Below are 26,697 nucleotides of genomic sequence, written 5' to 3'. Positions count from 1 at the left end.
TCCTCGGTCGCCCCCCGTGGTCAGAGTTCCAGGGCGAGGACGAGCAGCGGCGACAGCTCGGGGACCGGGCTCCAGTCCCGTTCGGGCAGGCGGGTGAAGCCGATCCGCCGGTAGATCCGGTGCGCCTCGGCCATCCGGTCCTGGGTGGAGAGCACCAGCCGGGAGCAGCCGTCGAGGGCCCGGGCGCGCTCGACGCAGGCCCGGACGAGCGCCTCGCCGACGCCGCGGCCGCGGGCGGCGCGGGCGACGGCAAGCAGCCGGAACTCGGCCTCGCCGGGGCCGGCGATGTCGGCCCACTCGCCGCCGCCGGCGGTGAAGGTCACCCCGCCGAGCAGCCGTCCGTCGCCGTCGACGGCGACCAGCACCTCGGCCTCGACGGCCCGCCGGGCCACGTCCCGCATCACCGGCAGGTAGTCGTCGTCCTCGCCGAAGGTGAGGTGACCGTCGTCGAGGTAGGCCCGCGCGGTGATCTCGCCGAGCTCCTCGTACTCCTCGGGCCGTACGGCCCTGATCGTGAAGTCCATGCGGGGCAGTCTGCCGGGCCGGACGGGGCGAGGGCCCGGGGTTTTCCGCCCCGGGCCCTCGCCCCGTCCGTGTGCCGCCGGGTCAGTGCGTGCCGGCGCCGACCTTCGGGAGCTCGGTGCGGACGCCGGCGTCGCCGGCGTCGGCCGTGTAGTCGGACGGGGAGGTCTCGTCGACGCCCTCGGGGGCCTTGACGGCCTTGAGGACGAAGGTGAGGACCACCGTCACGACGACGTTGAGGACGAAGGCGGTGAGACCGATGTAGCCGATCTCGCCGATGCCGGGGATCTCGGCGGAGGAGCCGCCGAAGTGCTTCTGGGTCGGGCTGGCGACGCCGTACGCGGCGGCGGTGCCGTAGACCATGCCGACGGCCCAGCCGGCCAGCAGCGCCCAGCGGTGGAACCAGCGGGTGAACAGACCGCCGACCAGGGCCGGGAAGGTCTGCAGGATCCAGATGCCGCCGAGCAGCTGGAAGTTGATCGCGACGGTCTTGTCCATGGTGAGGACGAAGGCGAGCGCGCCGACCTTGACCAGCAGCGAGACCAGCTTGGAGACCTTGGTCTCCTGCGCCGGGGTGGCGTCCTTCTTGATGAAGTCCTTGTAGATGTTGCGGGTGAAGAGGTTGGCCGCGGCGATCGACATGATCGCGGCCGGGACGAGCGCGCCGATGCCGATCGCGGCGAAGGCGACGCCCGCGAACCAGTCCGGGAACATGTTCTCGAAGAGCTGCGGGATGGCGAGCTGGCCGTTGGCGACCTTGACGCCGGCGGCGATCGCCATGAAGCCGAGCAGCGCGAGCAGGCCCAGCATCAGCGAGTACAGCGGCAGGATCGTGGTGTTGCGGCGGATGACCTCGCGGCTCTTGGAGGACAGGGTCGCCGTGATCGAGTGCGGGTACATGAAGAGCGCGAGGGCCGAGCCGAGCGCGAGCGTCGCGTACGTCCACTGGCCGGCCTCGCCCGGCACCAGGGCGCCGCGCGGCTTGTCGGTGGCCGGGTTGACCGTCGCGTACGCCTCGCCGGCCTTGGCGAAGACCTCGTCGAAGCCGCCGAGCTTGATCGGGATGTAGATGATCGCCACCGCGATGACGATGTAGATCAGGGTGTCCTTGACGAAGGCGATGAGCGCCGGGGCGCGCAGGCCCGAGGAGTAGGTGTACGCGGCGAGCACGCCGAAGGCGATGAGCAGCGGCAGGTCCTTGATGAACCAGTGGGTGTTCTCGCCGCCGCCGACGCCCATCACGTCCAGGACGGCCTGGATGCCGACGAGCTGGAGCGCGATGTACGGCATCGTGGCGAGGATGCCGGTGACCGCCACCGCGAGCGACAGGCCCTTGGAGCCGAAGCGGCCGCGGACGAAGTCGGAGGTGGTGACGTACCCGTGCTTGTGCGAGACCGACCAGAGGCGCGGCAGGAAGGTGAAGATCAGCGGGTAGACCAGGATGGTGTACGGGACGGCGAAGAAGCCGGCCGCGCCCGCCGCGTAGATGGCCGCCGGGACGGCGACGAAGGTGTACGCGGTGTAGAGGTCGCCGCCGAGCAGGAACCAGGTGACCCAGGTGCCGAACGACCGGCCGCCCAGGCCCCACTCGTCGAGGCTGTTCTCGTTCTCGGCCCTGCGCCACTTGGAGGCGAGGAAGCCCATGACCGTGACGGCCAGGAAGAAGAAGACGAAGACGCCGAGCGCCACGCCGTTGACGCCGTCCTTCATCGCGCGTCACCTCCCTTGCGGGCGCGCTGGTCACGCTGCCACAGCTTGTACGCGACCATCGTGAGCGCGGTCGACACCAGCACCCACAGCATCTGGTACCAGTAGAAGAACGGGATGCCGGCGAAGAGGGGTTCGACCTTCGCGTAGGAACTGACCCAGAGCATCGCCACGAACGGGGCCGCCAGGCAGAGCGCTATGACGATCCTGACGGGCGTGATGACCGGTTGTCTCCCGGTTGCGGTTTCTGACATGGCGAAATACGTCCCCTCACTGATCACCGGCTAATGCCGAGGAAATGTAGGGGACCGCCCACCCCTTGGGAACCCTCGTCCGAATAACGGACGTGTATCGGGCGGGTCTCGGTGTCGAACCGCGGCCCTGGAAACGGCGAACCCCGACACATCACACGGATGTGCCGGGGTGCGGGTTCAGATCGATTTTCAGCCGTTGGGGCGCTGGAGGCGGGCGACGAACTTGTAGCGGTCGCCGCGGTAGACCGAGCGCACCCACTCCACCGGCTCGCCCTGGGCGTCGAGCGAGTGACGGGAGAGCATCAGCATCGGCAGGCCGACGTCGGTGCCGAGCAGTCCGGCCTCGCGCGGGGTGGCGAGGGAGGTCTCGATGGTCTCCTCGGCCTCGGCGAGGTGCACGTCGTAGACCTCGGCCAGCGCGGTGTAGAGCGAGGTGTACTTGACCAGCGAACGGCGCAGCGCGGGAAAGCGCTTGGCCGAAAGGTGGGTGGTCTCGATGGCCATGGGCTCGCCGTTGGCGAGGCGGAGGCGCTCGATGCGCAGCACCCGGCCGCCGGCCGTGATGTCGAGCAGTCCGGCGAGGGTGTCGTCGGCGGTGACGTAGCCGATGTCGAGGAGCTGCGAGGTGGGTTCGAGTCCCTGGGCGCGCATGTCCTCGGTGTACGAGGTGAGTTGGAGGGACTGGGAGACCTTGGGCTTCGCCACGAAGGTGCCCTTGCCCTGGATGCGCTCCAGGCGGCCCTCGACGACCAGTTCCTGGAGGGCCTGGCGCACGGTGGTGCGCGAGGTGTCGAACTCGGCCGCGAGCGTGCGCTCGGGCGGTACCGGGGTGCCGGGCGGAAGGGTCTCCGTCATGTCGAGGAGGTGCCTTTTCAGCCGGTAGTACTTGGGCACGCGCGCGGTGCGGGTCGCCGCCCCGCCCTCTGTCTCCGTGCTGCCCGCCTCCGTGGCCATGGCCTGCCTTCCCGACTGTGCTGCTGCCGTCACCGGCTCCTCCGTCTGTCGCGGCTCACATGGTGGCACGGACCGGTCACGGGTCGTCGGCCTCCCTCAGGTGTCGGTCCGATAACGGACGCGACTGCCCTTCTTATACACCCTTGACACCCCTAAAGGTCTAGGCCAAGCTCCGGGTACTGGTCTAAACCATTAAAGACCAGGTCCCAGCCCCACGAGCACTACCTGACGTATGTCTTCGCGCGGTGGGCAGGGGTTGCAGGCATCCCTGAGGAGGGTGGCGTGAAGCGCAAGCTCATCGCGGCGATCGGCGTCGCGGGCATGATGGTCTCTATCGCTGCGTGTGGCGGTTCCGACAGCGGTGACGGCAAGGACAAGGCCGAGGGCGGCGACAAGTCGCTCACCGTCTGGGTCATGGACGGTTCCGCTCCCAAGGAGTGGATCGACGGCGTCAACAAGGAGTTCGAGGCCGCCCACCCCGGCGTCAAGGTCAACGTCGAGGTCCAGCAGTGGACCGACATCCAGACCAAGGTCACCACGGCCCTCTCCGAGGACACCCCGCCGGACGTCCTTGAGCTCGGCAACACCCAGACCACGGGTTACGCCGTCACCGGCGGTCTCGCCGACCTCACCGGTGACAAGGAGAAGCTCGGTTACGCCAACTGGAGCAAGGGCATGCTGCCCTCGGCCGAGCTGGACGGCAAGCTCTACGCCGCTCCGTGGTGGGCCGCCAGCCGCGTCGTGATCTACGACAAGGCCGCGTACAAGAAGGCCGGCGTCACCCCGCCGAAGACCCGCGACGAGTGGATCGACGGCCTGAAGAAGCTCAAGGCCGCCGACGCCAAGTCGCAGCCCATCTACCTCCCGGGCCAGAGCTGGTACGTCCTCGCCGGCTTCCTCTGGGACGAGGGCGGCGAGCTCGCGGTCAAGGACGGCGACAAGTGGAAGGGCGGCCTGGCCACCCCGCAGGCCGCCGCCGCCATGAACTTCTACAAGGAGCTGCAGTCCTTCTCGACCGCTCCGAAGGACAAGGACGAGGCCACCCCGCAGCAGTCCGTCGACGTCGTCCCCAAGGGCGGCGTCGCCTCCTGGATCGGTCTCGGCTGGGAGGCCGGCGGCGCGATCGCCGCCATCGAGAAGGCCGGCAAGAAGGCCGACTTCGGCTACTTCCCGATCCCGGGCAAGACCGCCGACAAGCCGGGCTCCGTCTTCTTCGGCGGCTCCAACCTCGCCGTCGCCGAGCGCTCCAAGAACCAGGAGCTCGCGAAGGAGTGGCTGGCCTTCGTCACCAACAAGAAGCAGCTGCAGTCGTACGGCACCGCCAACAAGGGCGGCATCATCCCCGTCGACACCTCCGCGCAGGTCACCCCTGAGGCCGGCTCCTTCGCCGAGGCCATGGTGAAGGTCGCCGAGGTCGGTCGCATCACCCCGATCACCGGTGGCTGGGCCAACGTCGAGACCGAGCCCAACCCGATCAAGGGCTACATGACCAAGGTCCTGAAGGGCGAGGACCCGCAGAAGGCCGGCGAAGAGGCCGACAAGGTCATCGCCGAGCGCATCAACCAGCAGTAACCCCACCCCGGTGGCGTGGCCGGCTTCCCCCCGGCCACGCCACCTGGGCGTTGCAGTGATTGCGGCCCGCTCCCCCGGGCCGTGCCCCGGTGGGCGCGGGAGCCCCAGAACCGCGAGGAAGAAGACCATGACCGTGGACTCCCAGGGGACGGCGACCGCCGGTTCCCAGGACGCGCCCGGGAGGGCGGCAGGGAAGTCGCAGACTCCGCCACCCCCTTCCGGCGCGAAGGAAGCCCTTCAGCCCTCGCGCGGCAGACGTTCGCTGCCTGGTGGGCTACTGCCGTACCTGCTCGTCACGCCCGCCCTGCTGTCCATGGCGGTGCTGCTGCTCTACCCCCTGATCAGCAACCTGATCCTCTCCTTCCAGTCGGTCAACCGGCGTGAACTGATCCGCCGCGAGACCCCCTGGGTCGGCTTCGACAACTACACGGAGCTGCTGGGCAACTCCGAGTTCTGGACCGTCGTCCTCCGCTCGGTCGCCTTCACCGCCGCCAACGTGGCGCTGATCATGGCGATCGGCACCGGCATCGGCCTGCTCCTCAACCGCCTCGGCAAGAAGATGCGGCTGGTGCTCTCCCTGGCGCTCGCCTTCGCCTGGGCCATGCCGATCGTCGCCTCCGTCACGGTCTTCCAGTGGCTCTTCGACGAGCAGTTCGGCGTCGCCAACTGGCTGATGCGCACGCTCGGCTTCGCCGGCTACGAGCAGCACAACTGGTTCGAGACCGGCTTCTCCACCTTCGTGATCATCACGGCCCTCGTCGTCTGGGGCTCCGTCCCCTTCGTCGCCCTCAACATGTACGCCGGCCTCACCACGGTGGGCACCGAGCTCTACGAGGCGGCCCGCATGGACGGCGCCAGCGGCTGGCGGACCTTCTGGTCCGTGGTCTTCCCCAACCTGAAGCCCTTCTTCATGATCACCACCTTCCTGGAGATCATCTGGGTCTTCAAGGCGTTCACCCAGGTCTACGCCATGAACCAGGGCGGCCCCGACCGCGCCACCGAGACCCTTCCCGTCTTCGCCTACATCGAAGGCATGAGCCAGCAGCACTACGGCGTCGCGGCGGCCATCTCGATCCTCACCATCGTGATGCTCCTCGTGGCCATGTCCTTCTACTTCCGCCTGATCCTGAAGCAGGAGGACGAGCAGTGAGCACCACCGCACAGAACCCCAAGGCACCCGTGCCGGCCCGGGCCCCGCAGAAGCTGCGCACCCGCAAGCCGCTGACCGTCGGCGCCGTCGCGAAGAACGCCGCCGCGCTCGTCCTGGCCGTGATCTTCGTCTTCCCGGTCTACTGGATGTTCTCGTCCTCGCTGAAGCCGCAGAGCGAGATCCTCTCCAAGGACCCGGTCTTCTTCTTCACACCGACCTTCGAGAACTACTCCACGGCCACCGGCGTCGACCTCTTCTGGACGTACGTCACCAACAGCCTGATCGTCACGGTCGGCGCCGTCCTCCTGGCCCTGCTCGTCGCCCTCGCCGCGAGCTTCGCGATCGCCCGCATGAGGTTCAAGGGCCGCAAGGGCATCGTCCTCATCGTGATGATGGCCCAGATGGCCCCCTGGGAGGTCATGGTCATCGCGATGTACATGATCGCCCGCGACAACGACCTGCTGAACAGCATCCCGCTGCTCACCGCGATCTACTTCGTGATGGTCCTGCCCTTCACCATCTGGACCCTGCGCGGCTTCATCGCCGCCGTCCCGGTGGAGCTGGAGGAGGCCGCCCAGATCGACGGCTGCACCCGCGGCCAGGCGTTCCGCAAGGTCATCTTCCCGCTGCTCGCCCCCGGCCTGATGTCCACCTCGCTCTTCGGCTTCATCACGGCCTGGAACGAGTTCGCCATGGTCCTGGTGCTCAACAAGGACAAGACGAACCAGACCCTGACGCTCTGGCTCACCCAGTTCCAGACCGCGTTCGGCGACGACTGGGGCGCCACCATGGCCGCCTCGACGCTCTTCGCCCTGCCCGTGCTCATCGTGTTCCTCTTCCTCCAGCGCAAGGCCGTCGGCGGCATGACCGCCGGCGCGGTGAAGGGATAACGGCGCCCCATGACCACACTCGTACACGGCTCGGACACCCTGACCCGTGACGCGCTCACGGTGCTCCAGCCCGGCTTCGTCGGCACCACCGCCCCCGACTGGCTGCTCCGCCGGATCGGCGAGGGCCTGTCCTCCGTCGGCCTCTTCGGCCGGAACGTCGTCAGCCCCGACCAGCTCGCCCGCCTCACCGCGCAGCTCCGCGCCGAGCGGGAGGACGTCCTCGTCGCCATCGACGAGGAGGGCGGCGACGTCACCCGCCTGGAGGTCAACGAGGGCTCGTCCTTCCCGGGCAACTACGCCCTGGGCCGGGTCGACGACGTCGAGCTGACCCGGGCCGTCGCCCGCGAGCTCGGCCGCCGGCTGATCGCCTGCGGGATCGACCTCAACTGGGCGCCCTCGGCCGACGTGAACTCCAACGCCGAGAACCCGGTCATCGGCGTCCGCTCCTTCGGACCGGACCCGGACCTGGTCGCGCGGCACACCGTGGCGTACGTCGACGGCCTCCAGGGCGTCGGGGTCGCGGCCTGCACCAAGCACTTCCCCGGACACGGCGACACCAACGTCGACTCGCACGACGCGCTGCCCCGGATCGATGTGGACCTCGCCACACTGCACGCCCGTGAGCTGGTGCCTTTCCGCGCGGCCGTCGCCGCGGGTACCAAGGCGGTCATGAGCGCGCATATCCTGCTCTCCGCGCTCGACACCGAACGTCCGGCCACCCTGAGCCCGCAGATCCTCACCGGTCTGCTCCGCCAGGAGCTGGGCTTCGACGGCCTGATCGTCACCGACGGCATGGAGATGCAGGCCGTCGCGGCGACGTACGGCATCGAGCGCGGATCCGTCCTCGCGATCGCCGCGGGCGCCGACGCCATCTGCGTCGGCGGCGGGCTGTGCGACGAGGACACCGTGCTGCGGCTGCGCGACGCGCTCGTCTCCGCGGTACGGACCGGTGAACTGCCCGAGGAGCGGCTGGCCGACGCCGCGGCGCGCGTGCGCGCCCTGGCGGCCTGGACCCAGGCGCACCGGGCGAGGGGGGCTGGATCGGTGCCGGGCGCGGCAGTGCAGGAGGGGACCGCGCCCGGCGCCGACATCGGACTCGTGGCGGCCCGCCGGGCGCTGCGGATCACCCGGGGCGCGGAGCTCTACACCCCGGTGTCGAGCGCTCCCTTCGTCGCCTCCTTCACCCCGGTCGCCAACTTCGCGGTCGGCGACGAGACCCCGTGGGGCGTCGCCGCCGAGCTGGACCGGCTGCTGCCGGGCACCGGGTCCGGTTCCTTCGACGCCGAGGCCACCGTGGAGTCGGTGCTCGCGGCGGCGGGGGAGCGGCGGATCGTCGCGGTCGTCCGCGACCTCCACCGGCACCCCTGGATGACCGCGGCGCTGGACGGCCTGGTCGCCGTCCGCCCGGACACCGTGGTCGTCGAGATGGGCCTCAACGAGGCGGAGCCGCGCGGCGCCCTGCACATCGCGACCCACGGCGCCGCCCGGGTCTGCGGCCGGGCCGCGGCGGAGGCCGTGGTCGGCACCGGCGCCTGACGGACTCCCGCACGCGCCCGGGAACGCGCGCACGGCAAGGGGCCCGGCACCTGATCCAGGTGCCGGGCCCCTTGCCGTGCGCCGGTGGGTGATCCGGGGATCAGATGCCCTGCCAGGAGGGCTTGTTCGCGTAGGTGTGGCGGAAGTAGTCCGCGAGCTTCAGCTTGGAGGCGGCGGCCTCGTCCACGACCACGGTGGCGTGCGGGTGGAGCTGGAGCGCGGAGGCGGGGACGAGCGCGGCGACGGGGCCCTCGACCGTCTGCGCGACGGCCTCGGCCTTGCCCTCGCCGGTGGCGAGCAGCACCAGGTGGCGGGCCTCCAGGATGGTGCCGATGCCCTGGGTGATGACGTGGTGCGGGACCTGGTCGATGTCGTCGTCGAAGAAGCGGGCGTTGTCCACCCGGGTCTGCTCGGTGAGCGTCTTGATCCGGGTGCGGGAGGCGAGCGAGGAGCAGGGCTCGTTGAAGCCGATGTGCCCGTCGGTGCCGATGCCGAGGATCTGGAGGTCCACACCGCCGGCGTCGACGAGCGCCTTGTCGTACGCCTCGCAGGCCGCCTGGACGTCCTCGGCGGAGCCGTCGGGACCCATGAAGTGGTCCTCCGGCAGACCGAGCGGCTCCACCACCTGGCGCAGCACCGTCGAGCGGTACGACTCCGGGTGCCCGGCGGGCAGCCCCACGTACTCGTCGAGCTGGGCGATGCGCGCCCGGGAGGCGTCCACCGAGCCGGCGTTCACCTGGGCGATCAGGGCGTCGTAGATCGGGATCGGGGTCGAGCCCGTGGCCACGCCGAGCAGCGCGTCGGGCTTGCGGCGCAGGAGGTCGGCGATGCCGTCCGCGATGAGCTCTCCGCCCGCCTTGGCGTCCTTGACGATGACAACTTCCACGCTGTGCCTGCCGATCTGGTGAGGGGCTAGGGAGGGGCCATGTGGTATAGACCAATCAAAGTCCCAATCTAGCAGAGGGAGGCCCGTCTCCTCATGCCGTTCCGCACCCCGGACGGCCCGCACCTCCCGGCCTCCTCCATCGTCGGCCGCACACCCCTCCCCAGCCACTCGAACCCCACCGCCACCACCACCGCACGCCCCCTCCGCACGGCCCGCCCGGCCCCGAGGGGACGGCGCCCCCACCCGTACGTGCCCGACCCCCGCCCGGGCACGTACGGGCGCGGACCCGGGCGCCTCAGGTCAGCGAACCCCCGGTCGCGTCGATCCAGGCCCCCGTCACCCAGCGCGCGTCGTCCGAGACGAGGAAGGCCACCACGTCGGCTATCTCCGCCGGCGCCCCGACCCCGCCGAGCGCCGACATCGCCGCCGCGCCCGCCCACGCCTCCTCGCCGCCCCGCAGCCAGTCCGCGTTGATGTCCGTGTCCACGATCCCGGGCGCCACCGTGTTGACCGTGATCCGACGCGGGCCCAGCACCTTGGACAGATCCCGCGTGAAGACGTCCAGCGCCGCCTTCGACATCGAGTAGGCGATCAGGTCCGGCATCAGCGCCGTCCTGCTCAGCCCCGTCGACACGTTCACGATCCGGCCCCCGTCCCGCAGCCGCTCCGCCCCCAGCTGCGCGAGGAAGAATGGCGCCTTCGCGTTCACCGCGAACACCCGCTCGAACTCCTCCTCGCCGATCGTCCCGAAGGGCTGCGTGGCGGCGATGCCCGCGTTGTTCACCAGGATGTCCAGTCCCTCCGCCCGTGCGTCGAAGGCCGCCCACAGCGCCGCCGCGTCGCCCGGCACCCCCAGCTCCTGCCCGATCGCGAACGCCTCGCCGCCCGCCGCCTCGATCGCCGCGACCGTCTCCTTCGCCGCCGCCTCGTTGGTCCCGTAGTGCACCGCGACCCGCGCGCCGTCCCGGCCCAGCCGCTCGGCGATCCCTCGCCCGATGCCCCGGCTCCCGCCCGTGACCAGTGCCGTCTTCCCCGTGAGCACGCCCATGGCGACGCCCCCCTCATTTGCTAGCGGTCGTTACAGAAAGACGGTACCCCATGATTCGTAACGCACGCTATAGAATTCACCCCATGGCGACGAAACAGCGCGGCCGCCCCCGCTCCTTCGACCGGCCCACGGCCCTGGAGCAGGCGACGATGGCCTTCTGGGAGCACGGCTACGAGACGACCTCCGTCTCCGACCTCACCCGGGCCATGGGCATCAGCGCCCCGAGCCTCTACGCCGCCTTCGGTGACAAGCGGACCCTCTTCGAGGAGGTCGTGGCCGAGTACGTGGCCTCGCACGGCGCCTTCGGCACCCGCGCCTTCGAGGAGGAGCCCACCGCCCGGGCCGCGGTGGCGCGGCTGCTCCGCGAGGCCGCCGTCGCCTACACGGAGGCCGGCCATCCACCGGGCTGCCTGGTGATCTCCGCCGCCGTCAACTGTTCGACCCCCGAGGTCGACGAGGCGCTCCGCGCCCGGCGCAACGCCCATCTGGCCGCCATCGAGGACCGGATCCGCCGGGACGTCGAGGCCGGTGAGCTGCCCGCCGCCACCGACCCCCGCGTCCTCGCGCGCTTCAGCGGGGCCGTGCTCCAGGGCATGTCCCAGCAGGCCCGCGACGGGGCGACGGCGGAGGAGCTGGCGGCGGTGGCCGAGTCGGCGATGCGGGCCTGGCCCACACCCTGAGGCGGCCGGCCGGACCCGGAGGCGACGGGGCGGGAGATCACGCGGCCCGGAAACGGCCGCGGGCCGCGGCGCCTGGCGGGACCCTCAACCCGCCCGGCACCGCAGCCCGGGTATGCCCGGCCGGGGGTGTGCGGACCCTCGGCCGTGAAGGGAGGTCTCGGCGCAGTCAGGGCAGAGAGCGCCGGGGACCTCGTCCATCCTCCTGTGCGGGGAGGATGGAGGCTGTGTGAAGTTCGATGCGTTCATTGTGGACTAGACCATTCTTGTCTGTCCATCCACCTGAACGCGGTGTTTCCGGGGCCATCCTCCAACACGCAGCCCGGGAGATCCAGGTTCACCAGCCGTTAATTCCGCGGGTACGCTCGCACCGTGCCCTCCATGAACGACCTCGTCCGCCAGCACACCGCCCTGAGCGACTCCGATCTGGAGTGGCTCCACCTGCTGGTGTCGGAGTGGCAGCTGCTCTCCGACCTCTCCTTCGCCGACCTCGTCCTGTGGGTCCCCACCCTCGACGGCACCCGGTACGTCTCCGTCGCCCAGATGCGCCCGAACACCGGCCCCACCTCCTACCAGGACGACATGGTCGGGCACCTGGTCCCGCGCGGCCGCCGCCCGCTCCTGGACGCCGCCCTCGACGAGGGCCGCATCGTCCGCGAGGGCGACCCCGAGTGGCGCGAGGAGGTCCCGGTCCGCGTCGAGTCGATCCCCGTACGCCGCGACGGCCGCGTCCTCGGCGTGATCGCCCGCAACACCAACCTGCTGACCGTCCGCACCCCCTCCCGGCTCGAGCTCACCTACCTCCAGTCGGCCTCCGACCTCGCCCAGATGATCGCGGCCGGCTCCTTCCCGTACCCCGGCGAGCAGTCCGACATGGACTCGCTGCCGCGGGCCGGCGACGGCCTGGTCCGCCTGGACGCCGACGGCATGGTCCAGTACGCCTCGCCCAACGCCCTCTCCGCCTACCACCGGCTCGGCCTCGCCGCCGACCTGGTCGGCCAGCACCTCGGCCAGATCACCGCCGAACTGGCCCCCTCCCGCGGCCCGGTCGACGAGGCCCTGGTCAAACTCGCCTCCGGCTACGCCCCGAGGAACTTCGAGGTGGAGGGCAGCGGAGGGGTCATCCAGCTGCGGGCCATCCCGCTCAAGCCCAAGGGCAGCCGGATCGGTTCGCTCGTCCTGCTCCGGGACGTCACCGAACTGCGCCGCCGCGAGCGCGAGTTGATCACCAAGGACGCCACCATCCGGGAGATCCACCACCGGGTGAAGAACAACCTCCAGACCGTGGCGGCCCTGTTGCGGCTCCAGGCGCGCCGGATGGACTCCGACCGCGGCCGCGAGGCGCTCAACGAGGCGGTCCGGCGCGTCGGTTCGATCGCCATCGTGCATGAGACGCTGTCCCAGAACCTGGACGAGCGGGTCGAGTTCGACGAGATCGCCGACCGGGTCATCGCGATGGTCGCCGAGATCTCCCCGGGCAAGGTCACCTGCCGGCGCAACGGCCGCTTCGGCATCCTGGACGCGGAGGTCGCCACCCCGCTCTCCATGGTCCTCACCGAGATCCTGCAGAACGCCCTGGAGCACGCCTTCGCCCCCGGCGAGCACGGCACGGTGGAGGTCAGCGCGGTCCGCGGCGAGCCCCGCCCCGACACCCGTCTCCTCATCACCGTCCGGGACGACGGCCGCGGACTGCCCGAGGGCTTCGACCCGCAGACCGCCGGCAACCTCGGCCTCCAGATCGTACGAACCCTGGTGGAAGGGGAGTTGGGCGGCACCTTCGACATGCGGCCCGGCAGCGAGGGCGGCACCAAGGTGGTCCTGGACATCCCGGTGCGCCCGCAGAAGTGACCCGCCCGCAGGGTGACCCGTCCTCAGAAGTGACCTGTCCTCAGGAGTGACCTGTCCTCAGAAGGGACCTGTCCTCGGAAGTGACCCGCCCGCGGAAGCACGTGCCCGCGTGGTCCGTACCTTTGGTCACGCACAGCAGCGAGCCCCGGACCGAAGTGAATCGGTCCGGGGCTCGAATGCTGTGGGGTACTGCTTACTGCTGCGCGCTGCGGCTCGGGGGGCGGTGATTGCGTACACGGTGTACGCGCCGCGTGCCTCAGGCTGTGCAGGTGGCTCAGGCGCTGGCGTTGCGCGCCCGGTTGCGGGCGGCGCGGCGCTTCATCGCGCGGCGCTCGTCCTCGCTGAGGCCACCCCAGACGCCGGAGTCCTGGCCGGACTCGAGCGCCCACTGCAGGCACTGCTCCATGACGGGGCAGCGGCGGCAGACGGCCTTGGCTTCCTCGATCTGCAGCAGCGCAGGACCGGTGTTGCCGATGGGGAAGAACAGCTCGGGGTCTTCCTCACGACAAACGGCGTTGTGACGCCAGTCCATGGCTGCTACCTCTCTCGGTTATTACGTGCAAGTTGCTTGTGAATGTGAACGCTTTCACGAATCCCTCAACAAGTGAAGGGCCGACTGCCGGATGAACCGGTGTGGTCCTTGGTGTGAGGAGGGGTTCTGGCTCTCAGTGGAGGCCGGTCTTGCGGGCCGTCCCGATCGCCAAGAAGAGACTCGCAAACCTCGGCAGCGGATACAACCCCTTCCGGAAAGTTTTTTTTGATTCCTCGGTGTCGGCTAGGTCACAGCCGTACTTCTAAGGGGTGGATGCGCGCCTAAACGTTCGAGTGCAAGGACTTTCGGCCCTTCCACTCACACAATCACACGCAGTGCACGGCGTACGCCTGTGAACGTCACGCTCGTACGCAGTCCGAGGTGGTCTCCGTCCATCTGGAGCGGGAGGGGCACCTTCGAATGCAAGGTGAAGTCGGTCAGGTCGTGCAGAGTCGTGGCGTGCTTGCCGCGGGGCCCCCGTTCGGGGCTGGAAGTGAGCAGCTGGGTGGCGTAGCGGGCCACCGCCGGGGTGGAGAGACGGCTCAGTCCGAGGACGTCGAGCGCGGTGTCGAAGGACGCCTCCGGGGACGCGTACACCGGGCGATTGCCCAGGTAGGTCCAGGGGGAGGTGTTGCAGATTATGGAGAGGACCAGGTCCTCCACCGGCTCGGCGCCGGGCCGCTCCAGGGTGATCGTCCCGTGCCGCCGGTGCGGGTCCTCCAGGAACTGGCGGAGCACCTGGCGCAGATAGAGCGCGTGCGTGGACCGCTTCCCCTGTTCGCGCTGCTGTTCGACCCGGCCGACCACGCCGGCGTCGAAGCCGAGTCCGGCGCAGAAGGTGAACCAGCGGGACGGCACCTCCTCGTCCGGGGTGTCCGGCGTCCCCGACGCGAGCCCGAGGCTCACCGTCCGGGCGCTCCGCTCGCGCAGTGCGTCGAGCAGGGCGCCGGTCGCCTCCACGGCGTCGTTCGGCAGCCCCAGCGCGCGGGCGAAGACATTGGTCGAACCGCCCGGCACGACCGCCAGACCGGGCAGCCGGTCCGGGTCGGGTCCGTGGTGCAGCAGCCCGTTCACGACCTCGTTCACCGTGCCGTCGCCGCCGAGGGCCACGACCAGGTCGATCTCGCCCGACTCGGCCGCTCTCCGGCCGAGGTCCCGCGCGTGCCCCCGGTACTCGGTGCTGACGGCCTCCAGCTTCATCTCGCTGGCCAGCGCGTGGATCAGTACGTCACGGGTGCGGGCACTGGTGGTGGTGGCTGCCGGGTTGACCACGAGAAGTGCGCGCATGACCGCCAGCGTACCTACCCGGTGGTACCGATCCCACTCCTGCCCGCTCGGTGGACATCCCGCCGGCCCGGACCGCCGCCGTGTCGGGGGACACCCCCGCCGGGCCCCGGACCGGCCGGCCTCCCCGTTACGCTGCCTCTCATGAGCAGTACGGAGCAGACCCCCCGCCCCGCCCGCCTGGCCGCGGCCGCGGGCGTGGCCCTCGTCGAGGCCCTCGGGCTCCTCGCCGGCGGTGTGTACATGCTGGTGCGGACGCTGGCCGACGGCGGCGACCTGACCGGCGGCGTGACCGGCGGGGTGACCCTCGTCGTGCTCGGCCTGATCCCGCTCGCCGCCGCCCGTGGGCTGTGGCGGATGCGCTCCTGGAGCCGCGGCCCCGCCGTGATCACCCAGGTCCTGGCGCTGCCGGTCGCCTGGCAGATGCTCCAGTCCGAGGGTGTGATCCCGTACGGCATCGTGCTCGCCGTGCTCGCCGTGACCGGGCTCGTCCTGCTGGTGAACCCGGCCACGACCGAGGCGCTCGGGATCCGGCGCCCCGGCCAGGACGCCTCCTGAGCCTCACTCCTCCACGAGGAGCTTCTCCCGCAGCTGCGCCAGGGTCCTGGCGAGCAGCCGGGAGACGTGCATCTGGGAGATGCCGACCTCCTGCGCGATCTGCGACTGGGTCATGTTCCCGAAGAACCGCAGCAGCAGGATCCGCTTCTCCCGCGGCGGCAGGTCCTCCAGGAGCGGCTTGAGCGACTCCCGGTACTCGACGCCCTCCAGGGCCTCGTCCTCGGCGCCCAGCGTGTCCGCGACCGCCGGCGACTCGTCGTCGGTGTCCGGCACGTCCAGCGAGAGCGTCGAGTAGGCGTTCGCCGACTCGAGCCCCTCCAGGACCTCCTCCTCGGAGATCCCGAGCCGCTCGGCCAGCTCGTGCACGGTCGGTGACCGTCCGTGCTGCTGCGACAGCTCCGCCGTGGCCGTCGTCAGCGACAGCCGCAGCTCCTGGAGCCGGCGCGGCACCCGGACCGCCCAGCCCTTGTCGCGGAAGTGCCGCTTGATCTCGCCGACCACCGTCGGCGTCGCGTACGTGGAGAACTCCACGCCCCGCTCCGGGTCGAACCGGTCGACCGACTTGATCAGGCCGATCGTCGCCACCTGCGTCAGGTCGTCCAGCGGCTCGCCGCGGTTCCGGAAGCGCCGCGCCAGGTGCTCGACCAGCGGCAGGTGCATCCGTACCAGCCGGTTGCGCAGCTCGGCCTTCTCCGGGGAGCCCTCCGGCAGCGCCCGCAGCTCCACGAAGAGCGCGCGGGCGCCGCTGCGGTCCTGCGGCTGGTGACCGCCCCCGCCGTCACCGTCCACCGCGTCCACCACGTTCACGTTCACGTCCGCGTCCGCCGCGTCCGCGGTGTCGGTGCTCCCGCTCGGGGCCGGTGCCGGGGGAGCCTCGTCGTGCTGCTGCTCGTGCTCGCTCATCTGGTCCGCCTGCTGCTCCGTAGCGACCTCATGCGGCCTTGCTGCCTGCTGACCGGGGATGCCGGCCGTCGCGTCCCCGCTCCTCACGCCGGGCCTGGCCCCGCGCCGCGCTGTTTGTACAGGCTGATCGAGACCGTGTTGTCCTCCGCGACCGAGGACTCCACCTTCCCGGCCAGCGCTGACAGCACCGTCCAGGCGAAGGTGTCCCGCTCGGGCGCCCGGCCGTCCGTCGTCGGCGCGGACACGGTCACGTCGAGGGAGTCGTCCACCAGCCGGAAGACGCAGCTCAGGACCGAGCCGGGCACCGCCTGCTGGAGCAGGATCGCGCACGCCTCGTCCACCGCGATCCGCAAGTCCTCGATCTCGTCGAGGGTGAAGTCCAAGCGCGCCGCGAGACCGGCCGTGGCCGTACGCAGCACGGACAGATAGGCACCCGCAGCGGGCAGCCGGACTTCCACGAAGTCCTGGGTCCCGGGCTCGCCTGCGATCTGGGACACCCTCACCTCCAAGGTGGCACAAGCTCATTCGGGGCCCGGGGGAAGACCCCGGACCGGGCGCGGTCACGCAGGGGCTGCGCGGTCCGCCGTGACGCTATCGCGATCCATCCTGCCGTGTCGCCGCAAGCCCCCGGGCCCCCGATCCCGGCCCGTCACTCATGGTAGGCCCATGGGTGCGGACGGTGGCCAGGGGTGTGCGGGGGCCAAAAAGCGGCGACCGGCGGAGGGGTGACGTACCCACCGGCCCGCCCGTCGAACCGCGCCGCCGCCCGCGGACCGCTCCGGCTCAGACCAGCGCCTCGTCCACGAAGCACCAGCGCCACGCCTCGCCGGGCTCGAAGGTCCGCATCACCGGGTGCCCGGTCGCGCCGAAGTGCCCGGTCGCGTGCCGCCCCTGCGAGGAGTCGCAGCAGCCCACGTGCCCGCAGGTCAGACAGAGCCGGAGCTGCACCGGGTTCGTCCCGTCGGCCAGACACTCGGGGCACGTGTCGTGGAGCGGGGCCGGCTCGGGGCGCGGCATTTCTGCTACGTGCGGGCACTCGATCATGATGGCCAGGGTACGTGGCGGACGCCCCGTACCGGGCGGACGGGACGAACGGCGAGACGGGACGGTGGAGGGGCGGCATGGACGCACTGCGGCTGGTGGCACTGGTGGCGGCGAGCGCGGCGGTGGCGGGGCTCGCCCGCCGCACCCCCGTACCCGCCCCGCTCCTCCTCGTCGCGGTCGGCCTGGCCGCCTCGTACGCCCCCGGGGTCCCCGACTACACCCTCGACCCGCACATCGTGCTGCCGCTGATCCTGCCGCCGCTGCTCTACACGGCCGCCGTCGACTCCTCCTACCTGGACCTGCGGGCCAACATCCGGCCCGTCGCGCTGCTCTCCGTCGGATACGTCCTCTTCGCCACCGTGGCCGTCGGCTGGCTCGCCTACGTCCTCGTCCCCGACCTGCCGCTCACCGCCGCCCTCGTCCTCGGCGCGGTGATCGCCCCGCCGGACGCGGTGGCCGCCACCGCCATCGCCCGCCGCCTCGGCCTGCCGCACCGGATCACCACGATCCTCCAGGGCGAGTCCCTGGTGAACGACGCCACCGCGATCACCGCCTACAAGGTCGCCCTCGCCGCCGCCGTCGGCGAGGGCATCAGCTGGGCCGGCGGCCTCGGCGAGTTCGCCCTGGCCGCGGTCGGCGGCGTCGGCGTCGGCCTGGTCCTCATGGTGCCCATCCACTGGCTGCGGACCCGGCTCACCGAACCGCTGCTCCAGAACACCCTCTCCCTCCTCATCCCCTTCATCGCCTACGCGGCGGCCGAGGAGGTGCACGCCTCCGGGGTGCTCGCCGTCGTCGTGGTCGGCCTCTTCCTCGGGCACAAGGCGTGGAAGGTCGACTTCGCCACCCGCCTCCAGGAGGAGGCCGTGTGGAAGATGGTCGCCTTCATCCTGGAGTCCGCCGTCTTCGCCCTGATCGGCCTCCAGCTGCCGTACGTGGTCCGGGAGCTCGGCCCGTACAGCATCGGGCAGGCCGCCTGGTACGCCTTCGGGGTCTTCGTCTTCGTCGTCGTGGTCCGCTTCGTCTGGGTCTTCCCGGCGACCTTCCTGCCCCGCCTGTTCTCGGCCCGGGTCCGGGAGCGCGAGCCGGGCGTCGACTGGCGGGCGCCGGTGGTCGTCGGCTGGGCCGGCATGCGCGGGGTGGTCTCCCTCGCGATCGCCTTCTCCATCCCCGTCGCCACCGACGGCGTCGAGTTCCCCGCCCGCAACCTCGTCCTCTTCCTCACCTTCACCACCGTCATCGGCACCCTCGTCGTCCAGGGCCTCACACTGCCCCCGCTCATCCGGGCCCTGAAGCTCCCCGGCCGCGACCGCTACCAGGAGACGCTCGCCGAGGCGCAGGCCCAGAGCGAGGCGTCCCGGGCCGCCGAGGCGCGCCTGGAGGAGCTCCTCGCCGACGAGCGCAACGCCCTGCCCGGGCCGCTCGCCGACCGCCTCCGCACGGTGCTGGAGCGCCGCCGCAACAGCGTCTGGGAGCGCCTCGGCGCGGTCAACGAGCTCACCGGCGAGACCGCCGACGACACCTACCGGCGGCTCTCCCGGCAGATGATCGAGGCCGAGCGCGAGGTCTTCGTCCGGCTGCGCGACGAGCGCCGGATCGACGACGAGATGATGCGGAGCCTGCTGCGCCGCCTCGACCTGGAGGAGGCCGCCGCCTACCGCGAGGAGACCGGCTAGCCGTCCCCGGACCCGGTGATCACGGCGGCGATCCGGGTCCCCGGCGGGAAGGCGCCCTCCTCGGCCAGGGACACCAGAGCGAGGAGCATTTTGGCCACATACAGCCGCTCGATGGCGAGTCCATGCCGCGCCCCGAAGTCCTGTGCGAACGCGTCGAGCTCCGGGGTCGTACGGCCGTAGCCGCCGCAGTGGAACCGCTCGTCCAGCCGCCACTCCCCGCGCGGGTGGCCGAATGCGGCCTCCTGGAGCGCCCGCACCTCACCGCCGAGGAAGCCGCCCTTCAGGACCGGCACCCCCAGCGTCCGGCCGTCGAAGCCGGCGGCGAGGCCCGCCAGGGTGCCGCCGGTGCCGCAGGCCACCGCGGCCACGTCCGCCCGCCCGGACAGCTCCCGCCCGAGCGCCGTGCACCCCTCCACGGCGAGCGCGTTGCTGCCGCCCTCGGGGACCACGTAGGCGCCCTCCGGGGCCCGTTCGAGGAGCGCCGCCAGCACCGCCGGCTCGTGCTTCGCCCGGTACGTGGCACGGTCCACGAACTCCAGCCGCATCCCGTCCGCCGCGCACCGCGCCAGCGAGGGGTTGAGCGGCCGCCCCGCCAGCTCGTCGCCGCGCACGATCCCGATCGTCGGGAAGCCGAGCAGCCGGCCGGCGGCGGCGGTGGCCCGCAGGTGGTTGGAGTAGGCGCCGCCGAAGGTCAGCACCGGCCGCCCGGCGGCCGCCCGCAGGTTGAGCGCGAGCTTGCGCCACTTGTTGCCGGGCAGGTCGGGGTGGATGAGGTCGTCCCGCTTGAGCAGCAGCGTCAGCCCGCGCCGGGCGAACCGCTCGTCCTCCACCGGCTCCAGCGGCGAGGGCAGCCGGGGCCGCAGGGCGGAGAGGTCGTACGTGTCCACCCGTCCATTCTCGCGGCCGGCGGCAGCCCCGGGAGCGGGGCCCGCCGGGCACGCGCGCGTGCGTACCTCGGGGGCAGCGGGCCCCCGCACGCGCGCCCACCCGGGGCAGCGGGCCCCACGGCTCACGCGTGTGCCCCGGCGGCAGCGGGCCCACCCGCACGCGCGCGTGCCTCGGCGGTGCCGGTCAGCGCAGCAGGTCGGCGATGCGCTCGCGCATCGACGCCATGCTGAAGCCGCGCGGGTCCACCTTCCCCGGCTGCCACTCCCGGTGCCCGATGACCGAGCGCTGGGTCCAGCCGTGCGCCCGGCAGAGCGCCGCCGACGCCTTCGCGATCGCCTCCAGCTGCACCTTGGGCCAGGGGTCCTCGCCGTCGCCCAGGTTCTCGCACTCGAAGCCGTAGAAGTGCCGGTTGCCGTCGGTGGTGGCCTCGTCGTCGGTCGGCAGGCCGCGCTCGGCGATCACCGCCCGCAGCACCTCGTCGTCGCCGAGCCCGGCGTGGTTGGCCCGCCCGTGGCCGACCAGGTGGACCCTGCCGTCCTTGGCGATCACGGCGTGGCAGAGCGGGCCCGGCAGCCCCTCGTAGCCGTCCCGGCAGATGCGGACGGTCCGCGCGGTGCCCCGGGTGACGGTGTGGTGGACCATCACCCCGTGCACCGGCCCCCAGGGGCCCTTGTGGTTCCTGTTGTGGGTGGTCCAGTCGCCGACCTCGACGACCGACAGCCCCTCGCCGCGCAGTGCGCCGAGGATCCTGCTCGCGGACAGCGGAACGGCCATGGCGTGCTCCTTCCTACGGAACGGAACGGGTCTCCGGAGTACCGGAGCCCGTCCCTCCGCTGCCATCCGTTCGGGCCGTGTGCGAGCCGATCCGGACAGTCCGGCCGGCTCGCGTGCTCCGCCGTCCGGAGGGAAATCGGACGACATGCCCCGAAGATCGCCGAACAGTCCCACCCGATTGTGTAGTGGCGCGGCCACGCTCCGTGCTGACAGGCTTCCTTTCGCAAGCCAGACGTACGAGAGGGAGTTCCATGTCCGTTGGTTCGGTCGGCGACGAGGTCCTCGAGGAGCGGCAGGCCCCGCGGCAGAGTCTCGGCACCGCCGCCGCGCGGAACCTCGCCTCGACCAGCAAGTCGGCCCCGCAGATGCAGGAGATCACCTCCCGCTGGCTGCTCCGGACGCTGCCCTGGGTCGAGACGAAGGGCGGTGCCTACCGGGTCAACCGGCGGCTCAGCCACTCCGTCGGAGACGGCCGGGTCACCTTCGTCCAGACCGGCGAGCGGGTCGCCGTGATCCCCGCCGAGCTGGGCGAACTGCCGGCGCTGCGCGGATACGAGGACGAGGCGGCCCTCGGCGAGCTCGCGGCCCGCTGCACCCAGCGCGCGTACGCCGCCGGCGAGGTCATCGCCGTCGCCGGCACCCCCGCCGACCGCGTCCACCTCCTCGCCCACGGCCGCGTCGAGCAGCTCGGCGAGGGGCCCTACGGCGACGAGGCGGTGCTCGGCGTCCTCGCCGACGGCGCCTACTTCGGCGAGGACGCCCTCCTCTCCGAGGACGCCACCTGGGAGTGGACCGCCCGCGCCACGACCCCCTGCACCGTCCTGGAGCTCACCCGTGCCGACGTGGCCGCGCTGGCCGCCCGCGCCGGCTCGCTCGCCTCCCACCTCGCCGAGGTCGCCGGCCGCCCCGAGCGGGCCGTCAACGGCTACGGGGAGGCCGCCGTCGACATCTCCGCCGGCCATGTCGGCGAGGCCGTCGTCCCGCACACCTTCGTGGACTACGAGGCCGCCCCGCGCGAGTACGAGCTGAGCCTCGCCCAGACCGTGCTCAAGGTCCACACGCGCGTGGCCGACCTCTACAACCACCCGATGAACCAGACCGAGCACCAGCTGCGGCTCACCGTCGAGGCGCTCCGCGAGCGCCAGGAGCACGAGCTCGTCAACAACAAGGAGTTCGGCCTCCTCGCCAACTGCGACTACGGCCAGCGGATCCAGCCGCACGACGGCGTCCCCGGCCCCGACGACCTGGACGAGCTGCTCTCCCGCCGCCGCGACTCCAGGCTCTTCCTCGCCCATCCCAAGGCCATCGCCGCCATCGGCCGGGAGCTCAACCGGCGGGGCCTGGTGCCGGACACCATCGACCTGGACGGCACCCGGATCCAGACCTGGCGCGGGGTCCCGATCCTCCCCTGCGACAAGATCCCGGTGACCGCCGCCGGCACCAGCTCGATCATCTGCATGCGCACCGGCGAGTCCGACCAGGGCGTCATCGGCCTGCACCAGACCGGCCTCCCGGACGAGGTCGAGCCCGGCCTCTCCGTCCGCTTCATGGGCATCGACGAGCAGGCGATCACCTCCTACCTGGTCACGGCCTACTACTCCGCGGCGGTCCTCGTGCCCGACGCCCTCGGCGTCCTGGAGAACGTCGAGATCAGCCGCCGGCACTGACAGGCCCCGGCCGGTCCGGGGCCCCACCCCCGGTCCCGGCCGGCCACCGCCCCCCGCCCACCGGCCCGCGCGCCCCGCCGCGCGGTCCGCCGCGAAGAAGGACGACCAACACCGTGACGCTGACGACCGCGGATCCCGTCACCGACGGGCCGGGCGCCGTGGCGCTCCTCGACCGGACGAGGGCCGCCGTGGACCCCCAGATCCGCTCCACCGTCGAGACCCTGCCCGGCTCGGTGCGCCGGGTGGCGATGTACCACTTCGGCTGGGAGGACGCCGACGGCAGCCCCGCCACGGGCCAGGCCGGCAAGGCGATCCGCCCCGCCCTGGTGCTCGCCGCCGCCCGCGCGCTGGGCGCCCGGGAGACCCAGGCGGTGAAGGCGGCGGCGGCCGTCGAGCTGGCCCACAACTTCACCCTGCTCCACGACGACATCGTCGACGAGGACCCGACCCGCCGTCACCGGCCCACCGCCTGGACCGTCTTCGGCATCCCCGACGCCCTGATGGCCGGCGACGCCATGAACGCGCTCGCGCTCCGGCTGCTCGCCGAGGACCCGCACCCCGCCGCCGCGGCGGCCACCGCGCGCCTCGCCGCCTGCGTCATCGAGCTCTGCGCGGGCCAGCAGGCCGACTGCGCCTTCGAGTCGCGCGCCCCGCGCGAGGTCTCCCTCGCCGAGTGCCTCGCCATGGCCACCGCCAAGACCGGAGCCCTGCTGGGCTGCTCCTGCGCCCTCGGCGCGCTCTACGCGGGCGCGGGGGAGGAGGAGGTGGCGGCGCTCGACTCCTTCGGCCGCGAGGCAGGGCTCGCCTTCCAGCTGATCGACGACCTCATCGGCATCTGGGGCGACCCGGACCGCACCGGAAAGCCGGCCGGCGCCGACCTCGTCGCCCGCAAGAAGTCGCTGCCCGTGGTCGCGGCGCTCACCTCCGGCACGCCCGCCGGCGAGGAGCTGGCCGAGCTGTACTCCCGCGAGGTCCTGGACGAGCGGGCGGTGCGGGCCGCGGCCGACGCCGTGGAGCGGGCCGGCGGCCGGGACTGGGCGCAGGCCCAGGCCGCCGACCGGATGGGCCGGGCGGTCGAGCACCTGGCGCGGGCGGTGCCGGACCTCTCGGCGGCCGAGGACCTGCTGGCGCTCGCGGAGTTCGTGACCCGCAGGACCTCCTGAGAACCGGAGCGCATTTCGGGGTTGCGCGACCACTACAGATGAAGCACTATGTCTGTCGTGGTCGCGCTCGCGGTCACGCCCCGAACAGAACAGGACCCGGTTTGCGCAAGCTCACCTACTTCGTCGCCTGCACGATCGACGGCTTCATCGGAGACCCGAAGGGCGACGCCACCTCCACGTACTCCTACGTCATGGGCGAGTACCTGGAGTTCCTCAAGACCGAGTACCCCGAGACCGTCGCCGCGCCCGGATGGCCCGTCGTCGGCATCGAACCCGGCACCCCCAACCGCCACTACGACACCGTGATCCAGGGCCTCGGCTCTTACCAGATCGGCCTCGACGCGGGCGTCACCAGCCCGTACGCCCACCTCCGCGAGTACGTCGCCACCCGCTCGCTCACCGAGTCGCCCGACCCCAACGTCGAGCTGATCGCCGACGACCTCGTCGGCCGCGTCCGGCGGCTCAAGGCCGAGGACGGCGGGCTCGGCATCTGGCTCTGCGGCGGCTCCACCATCGCCGGCGAGCTCATCGAGGAGATCGACGAGCTGGTCATCAAGACCTACCCGCAGGTCTACGGCTCCGGCATGCCGATGTTCGGCGCCGGCTTCGAGCCCCGGGACTTCACGCTCGGCGCCGTCCGCGCCTTCGACAACGGCGTACTGGTCCGTACGTACACCAGGAAGCGGTAGCAGGCGGCCCGCGCCCGGGCGGCCTACCCTGGAGGCATGGGTGAGGAGACCCCCCGCACGCTGAGGGATCCGCTGGCCGCGCCCCGTTGCCCGGCCTGCGGACGACCCCGCGCCACCGTCGCCACCCGGCACAAGGTCCTCGGGGCCTGGGTGCCCGAGTGGGAGGTGCAGCCGTGCCGCAACCCCGACTGCCCGCTCTTCGAGGCGTCGGCCCCGGACGGCACGGAAGCCACTACCACGCAGGTCACCGGCAAGAACGGCGAGAACGGGAGAAGTCCGGCCCCAGGGTGACCGGCCGCGCGCCGGAGCCGGTCATACCGCTACAGTCCGCGCATGTCATCGGAGTCGACAGAAGTCTGGACCGGTTGGTACCGGGACCGCCGCGGTGCGGAAGCGATCGTCATCACGGCCGACGGCGGACGGGTCACCGTCCGCGTCAGGGGAATCGAGTACACGGGCGCGAGCTTCGCCGCGCTCACCGCCGCCGGCGAGGGCGGGTTGGCCCTCACCGGCTGCGTCCTGGAGTGGGACCTGCCGCTCCCCGTCGTCACCGACGGCACCGCCCAACAGGCCACGCTCAGCTGCCTGCTCACCCTCGGCGAGCGCGCCGACCTCAGCCTGACCCTGCACTACGGCGGCACCGCCTTCGAGGCGGTCGTCGCGGGCGGCGACTTCGAGGGCGCGCTGGCCCGGCTGCGCCGTCAGCTCCCCGAGGGCGCCGACTTCGGCCGACGGCTCCTGTCGGCCGTGTGACGACGAGGCCGGCCGGCGATCGTACGCCGGCCGGCCCTCCGGCGCCGGTCAGCCCTTGAAGGCGGAAGCGAGCCCGTAACGCCACAACTGGTCGACTCGGGACCGCTCCTGGGCGTTCGGAGTGGCGTTCTGGCACGACGTGCCGGGGCCGCCGCCCGACATCAGCTCGCTGCACGGACCGCTGTAGTGGTCCGGCAGGCCGAGCACGTGCCCGGTCTCGTGGGCGGTCACCCGGGTGGAGTTGTACTGCTGGTTCTGCCGGTAGTCGAGGAAGATGTAGCCGCTCCCGTGCCCGTCGGTGCTCGCGTACGAGCCCCGGGAGTCGTTCCCCTCGTAGTAGCGGAAGTCCGGGTTGCTGCCCTCGACGAGCCGCACGTTCACCACCGAGCTGTTCCATATCTGGGTGGAACGGGCGATCTGGGTACGGAAACTGGGGGCGTTGGCCGCGCTGTAGACGACCGTGACGGCCGCGGTGGCGCTCGGGTTCGCGGCCCGCTTCTTCGCCACCGACTTCATGACGGCGTCGAAGAACGCCTGGTTCGCCCGTGCCTCCTCGGCCGAACCGGCATAGGCGGCATACGCGTTCGCGGAGCTGTCCGGTGCGGCGCCCGCCGGGGCGGCGGCGCCGAGCGAGACCGCGAGACCGAGCCCGAGGGCGGCGGTCAGGGTACGGGTGAGGACCTTGGGGTGTCGCATGGGGGGCTCCTCCTGATCGGGGTCGGGAGAGAGTCTCGGGGCGCGCGAGCCCGCCGGGAAGAATGCCACTCCCCGATAACACGACCGCATCACCACCCTCACGCGGTCTCCAATTGGCGTGTGTTTCATGGCAGTTGAGGGGATCCGGGCGTCTGGTGCGAGGCCGGAACCCCGCCCTACGCTCGGTCCATGGAGCTGGAGGTGAGACACCTGCGCGCGCTCTGCGCCATCGCGGACACGGGCAGCCTGCACAAGGCGGCACGGCAGCTCGGCATGAGCCAGCCCTCCCTGACCACCCAGCTGCGCCGCATCGAGAACGCGCTCGGCGCCGAGCTCTTCTCCCGGGGCCGCACCGGCTGCCGCCCCACCGCGCTCGGCCGCTCCGTCCTCACCCGCGCCCGCCCCCTGGTCGACGGCATGGCCGAGCTGGTCACCGAGACCCGCGCCGAGGCCGCCCGCGCCGACGGCCCCCGGCTCCGCGTCGGCTCCACCGCGAGCCGGGCCCTCCCGGGCTGGCTCCGGCGGCTGCGCGCCCGCTTCCCCGGCACGGACGTCGGCCTGCGCGTCGACGTCTCCGCGCGGACGCTGCTGCGCGAGGTGGCCGCGGGCCGCCTGGACGTGGCCTTCGTCCACGAGGTCGAGGGCAGCCCCCTCCAGGTCCCCGACGGCCTGGAGCGCCGCGTCCTCGTCGCCCGCGAGCCCCAGTTCGTCTCCCTCTCGCCGGCCCACCCGGCCGCCGCCCGTCCCGTGGTGGACCTCGCGGACCTGGCCCGCGACCACTGGATGGTCGACCCGGCCGTCGACGGCGAGTGGGACGGGTTACGCCGCGTCCTGACGGCCGCCGGGATCGACCCGCCCCTCCTCCACGGCGACTACCACACCGCCGCGTCCCTCATCGCGCTCGGCGAGGCGGTGGCCCCCTGCCAGCCGACCTCGGTCCCCCGCGAGGACCTGGCGGTCCGCCCCCTCCGCGGCGACCCCCTCGCCGTCCGCCTCCTCCTCTACACCCGCCCCACCACCCCCCTGGCC

At 71.8% G+C, this 26,697-nt stretch carries 28 protein-coding genes; 14 read left to right on the top strand and 14 right to left on the bottom strand.

Annotated features, from left to right (window positions below; genetic code table 11):
- Nucleotides 1-20: 20 nt before the first annotated feature.
- From IF73_RS0128645 to IF73_RS0128630, 4 genes are all read right to left on the bottom strand, one after another.
- Entirely contained in the window at nt 21-524 is a 504-nt protein-coding gene (locus tag IF73_RS0128645; RefSeq protein WP_031013174.1) for a GNAT family N-acetyltransferase, read from the bottom strand.
- Between the two features lie 82 nt (nt 525-606).
- Complete coding sequence (gene mctP / locus IF73_RS0128640) at nt 607-2,232, bottom strand: monocarboxylate uptake permease MctP (RefSeq protein WP_031013173.1); 1,626 nt, start codon at nt 2,230-2,232, stop codon at nt 607-609.
- Nucleotides 2,229-2,483, bottom strand: coding sequence for a DUF3311 domain-containing protein (locus IF73_RS0128635; protein WP_031013172.1), 255 nt, complete (start codon nt 2,481-2,483; stop codon nt 2,229-2,231). The genes mctP and IF73_RS0128635 overlap by 4 nt, the downstream gene beginning before the upstream one ends.
- Nucleotides 2,484-2,672: 189 nt before the next feature.
- Entirely contained in the window at nt 2,673-3,437 is a 765-nt protein-coding gene (locus IF73_RS0128630) for a GntR family transcriptional regulator (RefSeq protein ID WP_031013165.1), read from the bottom strand.
- 282 nt (nt 3,438-3,719) lie between these two features.
- Here IF73_RS0128630 and IF73_RS0128625 point away from each other — a divergent pair, with 282 nt between their 5' ends.
- From IF73_RS0128625 to IF73_RS0128610, 4 genes are all read left to right on the top strand, one after another.
- Nucleotides 3,720-5,009 carry an extracellular solute-binding protein gene (locus tag IF73_RS0128625; RefSeq protein ID WP_031013164.1) on the top strand — a complete coding sequence of 430 codons (1,290 nt, stop codon included), beginning with the start codon at nt 3,720-3,722 and terminating at the stop codon, nt 5,007-5,009.
- 127 nt (nt 5,010-5,136) lie between these two features.
- The gene (locus IF73_RS0128620) at nt 5,137-6,159 is read left to right on the top strand and encodes a carbohydrate ABC transporter permease (protein WP_031013160.1); all 1,023 of its coding nucleotides are present in this window, start codon (nt 5,137-5,139) and stop codon (nt 6,157-6,159) included.
- Between the two features lie 53 nt (nt 6,160-6,212).
- Nucleotides 6,213-7,049, top strand: coding sequence for a carbohydrate ABC transporter permease (locus IF73_RS0128615; RefSeq protein WP_031013159.1), 837 nt, complete (start codon nt 6,213-6,215; stop codon nt 7,047-7,049).
- Nucleotides 7,050-7,058: 9 nt separating this feature from the next.
- Nucleotides 7,059-8,585, top strand: coding sequence for a glycoside hydrolase family 3 protein (locus IF73_RS0128610; RefSeq protein WP_031013156.1), 1,527 nt, complete (start codon nt 7,059-7,061; stop codon nt 8,583-8,585).
- Nucleotides 8,586-8,685: 100 nt separating this feature from the next.
- On the opposite strand, the gene nagB is transcribed toward IF73_RS0128610, so the two are convergent.
- Complete coding sequence (gene nagB, locus IF73_RS0128605; protein ID WP_031013154.1) at nt 8,686-9,471, bottom strand: glucosamine-6-phosphate deaminase; 786 nt, start codon at nt 9,469-9,471, stop codon at nt 8,686-8,688.
- Between the two features lie 295 nt (nt 9,472-9,766).
- A complete protein-coding gene (locus IF73_RS0128595) occupies nt 9,767-10,519 on the bottom strand; it encodes an SDR family oxidoreductase (protein WP_031013152.1) in 753 nt (250 codons plus the stop codon).
- Nucleotides 10,520-10,602: 83 nt separating this feature from the next.
- Between IF73_RS0128595 and IF73_RS0128590 the strand changes: the two genes are divergently transcribed.
- On the top strand, nt 10,603-11,199 hold the full coding sequence (locus tag IF73_RS0128590; RefSeq protein ID WP_107049350.1) for a TetR/AcrR family transcriptional regulator: 597 nt from the start codon (nt 10,603-10,605) through the stop codon (nt 11,197-11,199).
- A 378-nt stretch (nt 11,200-11,577) separates the two neighbouring features.
- On the top strand, nt 11,578-13,044 hold the full coding sequence (locus IF73_RS0128585; RefSeq protein WP_031013148.1) for a sensor histidine kinase: 1,467 nt from the start codon (nt 11,578-11,580) through the stop codon (nt 13,042-13,044).
- Nucleotides 13,045-13,318: 274 nt separating this feature from the next.
- Here IF73_RS0128585 and IF73_RS0128580 read toward each other — a convergent pair whose 3' ends face one another.
- Together IF73_RS0128580 and IF73_RS0128575 are read right to left on the bottom strand one after the other, a co-directional pair.
- Nucleotides 13,319-13,576 carry a WhiB family transcriptional regulator gene (locus IF73_RS0128580; RefSeq protein ID WP_003953983.1) on the bottom strand — a complete coding sequence of 86 codons (258 nt, stop codon included), beginning with the start codon at nt 13,574-13,576 and terminating at the stop codon, nt 13,319-13,321.
- A 318-nt stretch (nt 13,577-13,894) separates the two neighbouring features.
- A complete protein-coding gene (locus tag IF73_RS0128575) occupies nt 13,895-14,863 on the bottom strand; it encodes a diacylglycerol/lipid kinase family protein (RefSeq protein WP_031013147.1) in 969 nt (322 codons plus the stop codon).
- Between the two features lie 141 nt (nt 14,864-15,004).
- On the opposite strand from IF73_RS0128575, the gene IF73_RS0128570 reads away from it, so the two are divergent.
- Nucleotides 15,005-15,418: a hypothetical protein gene (locus IF73_RS0128570; protein ID WP_031013145.1), complete on the top strand. Its 414-nt coding sequence runs from the start codon at nt 15,005-15,007 to the stop codon at nt 15,416-15,418.
- 3 nt (nt 15,419-15,421) lie between these two features.
- Here the strand turns inward: IF73_RS0128570 and IF73_RS0128565 are convergent, their stop codons facing one another.
- From IF73_RS0128565 to IF73_RS0128555, 3 genes are all read right to left on the bottom strand, one after another.
- The gene (locus IF73_RS0128565; protein ID WP_107049351.1) at nt 15,422-16,516 is read right to left on the bottom strand and encodes an RNA polymerase sigma factor SigF; all 1,095 of its coding nucleotides are present in this window, start codon (nt 16,514-16,516) and stop codon (nt 15,422-15,424) included.
- Entirely contained in the window at nt 16,405-16,818 is a 414-nt protein-coding gene (locus tag IF73_RS0128560) for an anti-sigma regulatory factor (protein ID WP_030492700.1), read from the bottom strand. The genes IF73_RS0128565 and IF73_RS0128560 overlap by 112 nt, the downstream gene beginning before the upstream one ends.
- A gap of 286 nt (nt 16,819-17,104) precedes the next feature.
- Nucleotides 17,105-17,365: a UBP-type zinc finger domain-containing protein gene (locus IF73_RS0128555; RefSeq protein ID WP_031013142.1), complete on the bottom strand. Its 261-nt coding sequence runs from the start codon at nt 17,363-17,365 to the stop codon at nt 17,105-17,107.
- A gap of 77 nt (nt 17,366-17,442) precedes the next feature.
- Between IF73_RS0128555 and IF73_RS0128550 the strand changes: the two genes are divergently transcribed.
- Complete coding sequence (locus IF73_RS0128550) at nt 17,443-19,038, top strand: Na+/H+ antiporter (RefSeq protein WP_031013139.1); 1,596 nt, start codon at nt 17,443-17,445, stop codon at nt 19,036-19,038.
- Here IF73_RS0128550 and IF73_RS0128545 read toward each other — a convergent pair.
- Nucleotides 19,035-19,925 carry a 1-aminocyclopropane-1-carboxylate deaminase/D-cysteine desulfhydrase gene (locus IF73_RS0128545; RefSeq protein ID WP_031013138.1) on the bottom strand — a complete coding sequence of 297 codons (891 nt, stop codon included), beginning with the start codon at nt 19,923-19,925 and terminating at the stop codon, nt 19,035-19,037. The genes IF73_RS0128550 and IF73_RS0128545 overlap by 4 nt on opposite strands.
- 184 nt (nt 19,926-20,109) lie before the next feature.
- Nucleotides 20,110-20,700, bottom strand: a complete 591-nt coding sequence (locus IF73_RS0128540) for an N-acetylmuramoyl-L-alanine amidase (protein WP_031013137.1) — start codon at nt 20,698-20,700, stop codon at nt 20,110-20,112.
- Between the two features lie 251 nt (nt 20,701-20,951).
- On the opposite strand from IF73_RS0128540, the gene IF73_RS0128535 reads away from it, so the two are divergent.
- The 5 genes from IF73_RS0128535 (at nt 20,952) to IF73_RS0128515 (ending at nt 24,972) form a co-directional block, all read left to right on the top strand.
- Entirely contained in the window at nt 20,952-22,367 is a 1,416-nt protein-coding gene (locus tag IF73_RS0128535) for a family 2B encapsulin nanocompartment shell protein (RefSeq protein ID WP_031013136.1), read from the top strand.
- A 113-nt stretch (nt 22,368-22,480) separates the two neighbouring features.
- A complete protein-coding gene (locus tag IF73_RS0128530) occupies nt 22,481-23,530 on the top strand; it encodes a family 2 encapsulin nanocompartment cargo protein polyprenyl transferase (protein ID WP_031013134.1) in 1,050 nt (349 codons plus the stop codon).
- A 101-nt stretch (nt 23,531-23,631) separates the two neighbouring features.
- Complete coding sequence (locus IF73_RS0128525) at nt 23,632-24,219, top strand: dihydrofolate reductase family protein (protein WP_031013132.1); 588 nt, start codon at nt 23,632-23,634, stop codon at nt 24,217-24,219.
- A gap of 36 nt (nt 24,220-24,255) precedes the next feature.
- A complete protein-coding gene (locus tag IF73_RS0128520; RefSeq protein WP_037880775.1) occupies nt 24,256-24,510 on the top strand; it encodes a hypothetical protein in 255 nt (84 codons plus the stop codon).
- Between the two features lie 42 nt (nt 24,511-24,552).
- Nucleotides 24,553-24,972 (top strand): DUF6304 family protein, encoded by a 420-nt coding sequence (locus tag IF73_RS0128515; RefSeq protein WP_031013128.1) that lies wholly within the window; start codon nt 24,553-24,555, stop codon nt 24,970-24,972.
- 48 nt (nt 24,973-25,020) lie between these two features.
- Here IF73_RS0128515 and snpA read toward each other — a convergent pair whose 3' ends face one another.
- Entirely contained in the window at nt 25,021-25,668 is a 648-nt protein-coding gene (gene snpA / locus IF73_RS0128510) for a snapalysin (RefSeq protein ID WP_031013127.1), read from the bottom strand.
- A gap of 189 nt (nt 25,669-25,857) precedes the next feature.
- On the opposite strand from snpA, the gene IF73_RS0128505 reads away from it, so the two are divergent.
- A partial coding sequence (locus IF73_RS0128505; protein ID WP_199806735.1) for a LysR family transcriptional regulator occupies nt 25,858-26,697 on the top strand: 840 nt, incomplete at its 3' end.

The organism is Streptomyces sp. NRRL F-5727 (assembly GCF_000719555.1).
In the GTDB taxonomy this organism is placed as follows: domain Bacteria; phylum Actinomycetota; class Actinomycetes; order Streptomycetales; family Streptomycetaceae; genus Streptomyces.
This window is presented reverse-complemented; position numbering and strand designations above follow the sequence as displayed.

Coding starts and splice junctions, on each gene's coding strand:
- IF73_RS0128635 (WP_031013172.1), bottom strand. CDS start 2,483: ATGTCAGAAACCGCAACCGGGAGACAACCGGTCATCACGCCCGTCAGG.
- mctP (WP_031013173.1), bottom strand. CDS start 2,232: ATGAAGGACGGCGTCAACGGCGTGGCGCTCGGCGTCTTCGTCTTCTTC.
- IF73_RS0128550 (WP_031013139.1), top strand. CDS start 17,443: ATGGACGCACTGCGGCTGGTGGCACTGGTGGCGGCGAGCGCGGCGGTG.
- IF73_RS0128620 (WP_031013160.1), top strand. CDS start 5,137: ATGACCGTGGACTCCCAGGGGACGGCGACCGCCGGTTCCCAGGACGCG.
- IF73_RS0128520 (WP_037880775.1), top strand. CDS start 24,256: ATGGGTGAGGAGACCCCCCGCACGCTGAGGGATCCGCTGGCCGCGCCC.
- IF73_RS0128590 (WP_107049350.1), top strand. CDS start 10,603: ATGGCGACGAAACAGCGCGGCCGCCCCCGCTCCTTCGACCGGCCCACG.
- IF73_RS0128645 (WP_031013174.1), bottom strand. CDS start 524: ATGGACTTCACGATCAGGGCCGTACGGCCCGAGGAGTACGAGGAGCTC.
- IF73_RS0128610 (WP_031013156.1), top strand. CDS start 7,059: ATGACCACACTCGTACACGGCTCGGACACCCTGACCCGTGACGCGCTC.
- IF73_RS0128535 (WP_031013136.1), top strand. CDS start 20,952: ATGTCCGTTGGTTCGGTCGGCGACGAGGTCCTCGAGGAGCGGCAGGCC.
- IF73_RS0128595 (WP_031013152.1), bottom strand. CDS start 10,519: ATGGGCGTGCTCACGGGGAAGACGGCACTGGTCACGGGCGGGAGCCGG.
- snpA (WP_031013127.1), bottom strand. CDS start 25,668: ATGCGACACCCCAAGGTCCTCACCCGTACCCTGACCGCCGCCCTCGGG.
- IF73_RS0128540 (WP_031013137.1), bottom strand. CDS start 20,700: ATGGCCGTTCCGCTGTCCGCGAGCAGGATCCTCGGCGCACTGCGCGGC.
- IF73_RS0128585 (WP_031013148.1), top strand. CDS start 11,578: ATGAACGACCTCGTCCGCCAGCACACCGCCCTGAGCGACTCCGATCTG.
- IF73_RS0128580 (WP_003953983.1), bottom strand. CDS start 13,576: ATGGACTGGCGTCACAACGCCGTTTGTCGTGAGGAAGACCCCGAGCTG.
- IF73_RS0128575 (WP_031013147.1), bottom strand. CDS start 14,863: ATGCGCGCACTTCTCGTGGTCAACCCGGCAGCCACCACCACCAGTGCC.
- IF73_RS0128570 (WP_031013145.1), top strand. CDS start 15,005: ATGAGCAGTACGGAGCAGACCCCCCGCCCCGCCCGCCTGGCCGCGGCC.
- IF73_RS0128555 (WP_031013142.1), bottom strand. CDS start 17,365: ATGATCGAGTGCCCGCACGTAGCAGAAATGCCGCGCCCCGAGCCGGCC.
- IF73_RS0128515 (WP_031013128.1), top strand. CDS start 24,553: ATGTCATCGGAGTCGACAGAAGTCTGGACCGGTTGGTACCGGGACCGC.
- IF73_RS0128630 (WP_031013165.1), bottom strand. CDS start 3,437: ATGGCCACGGAGGCGGGCAGCACGGAGACAGAGGGCGGGGCGGCGACC.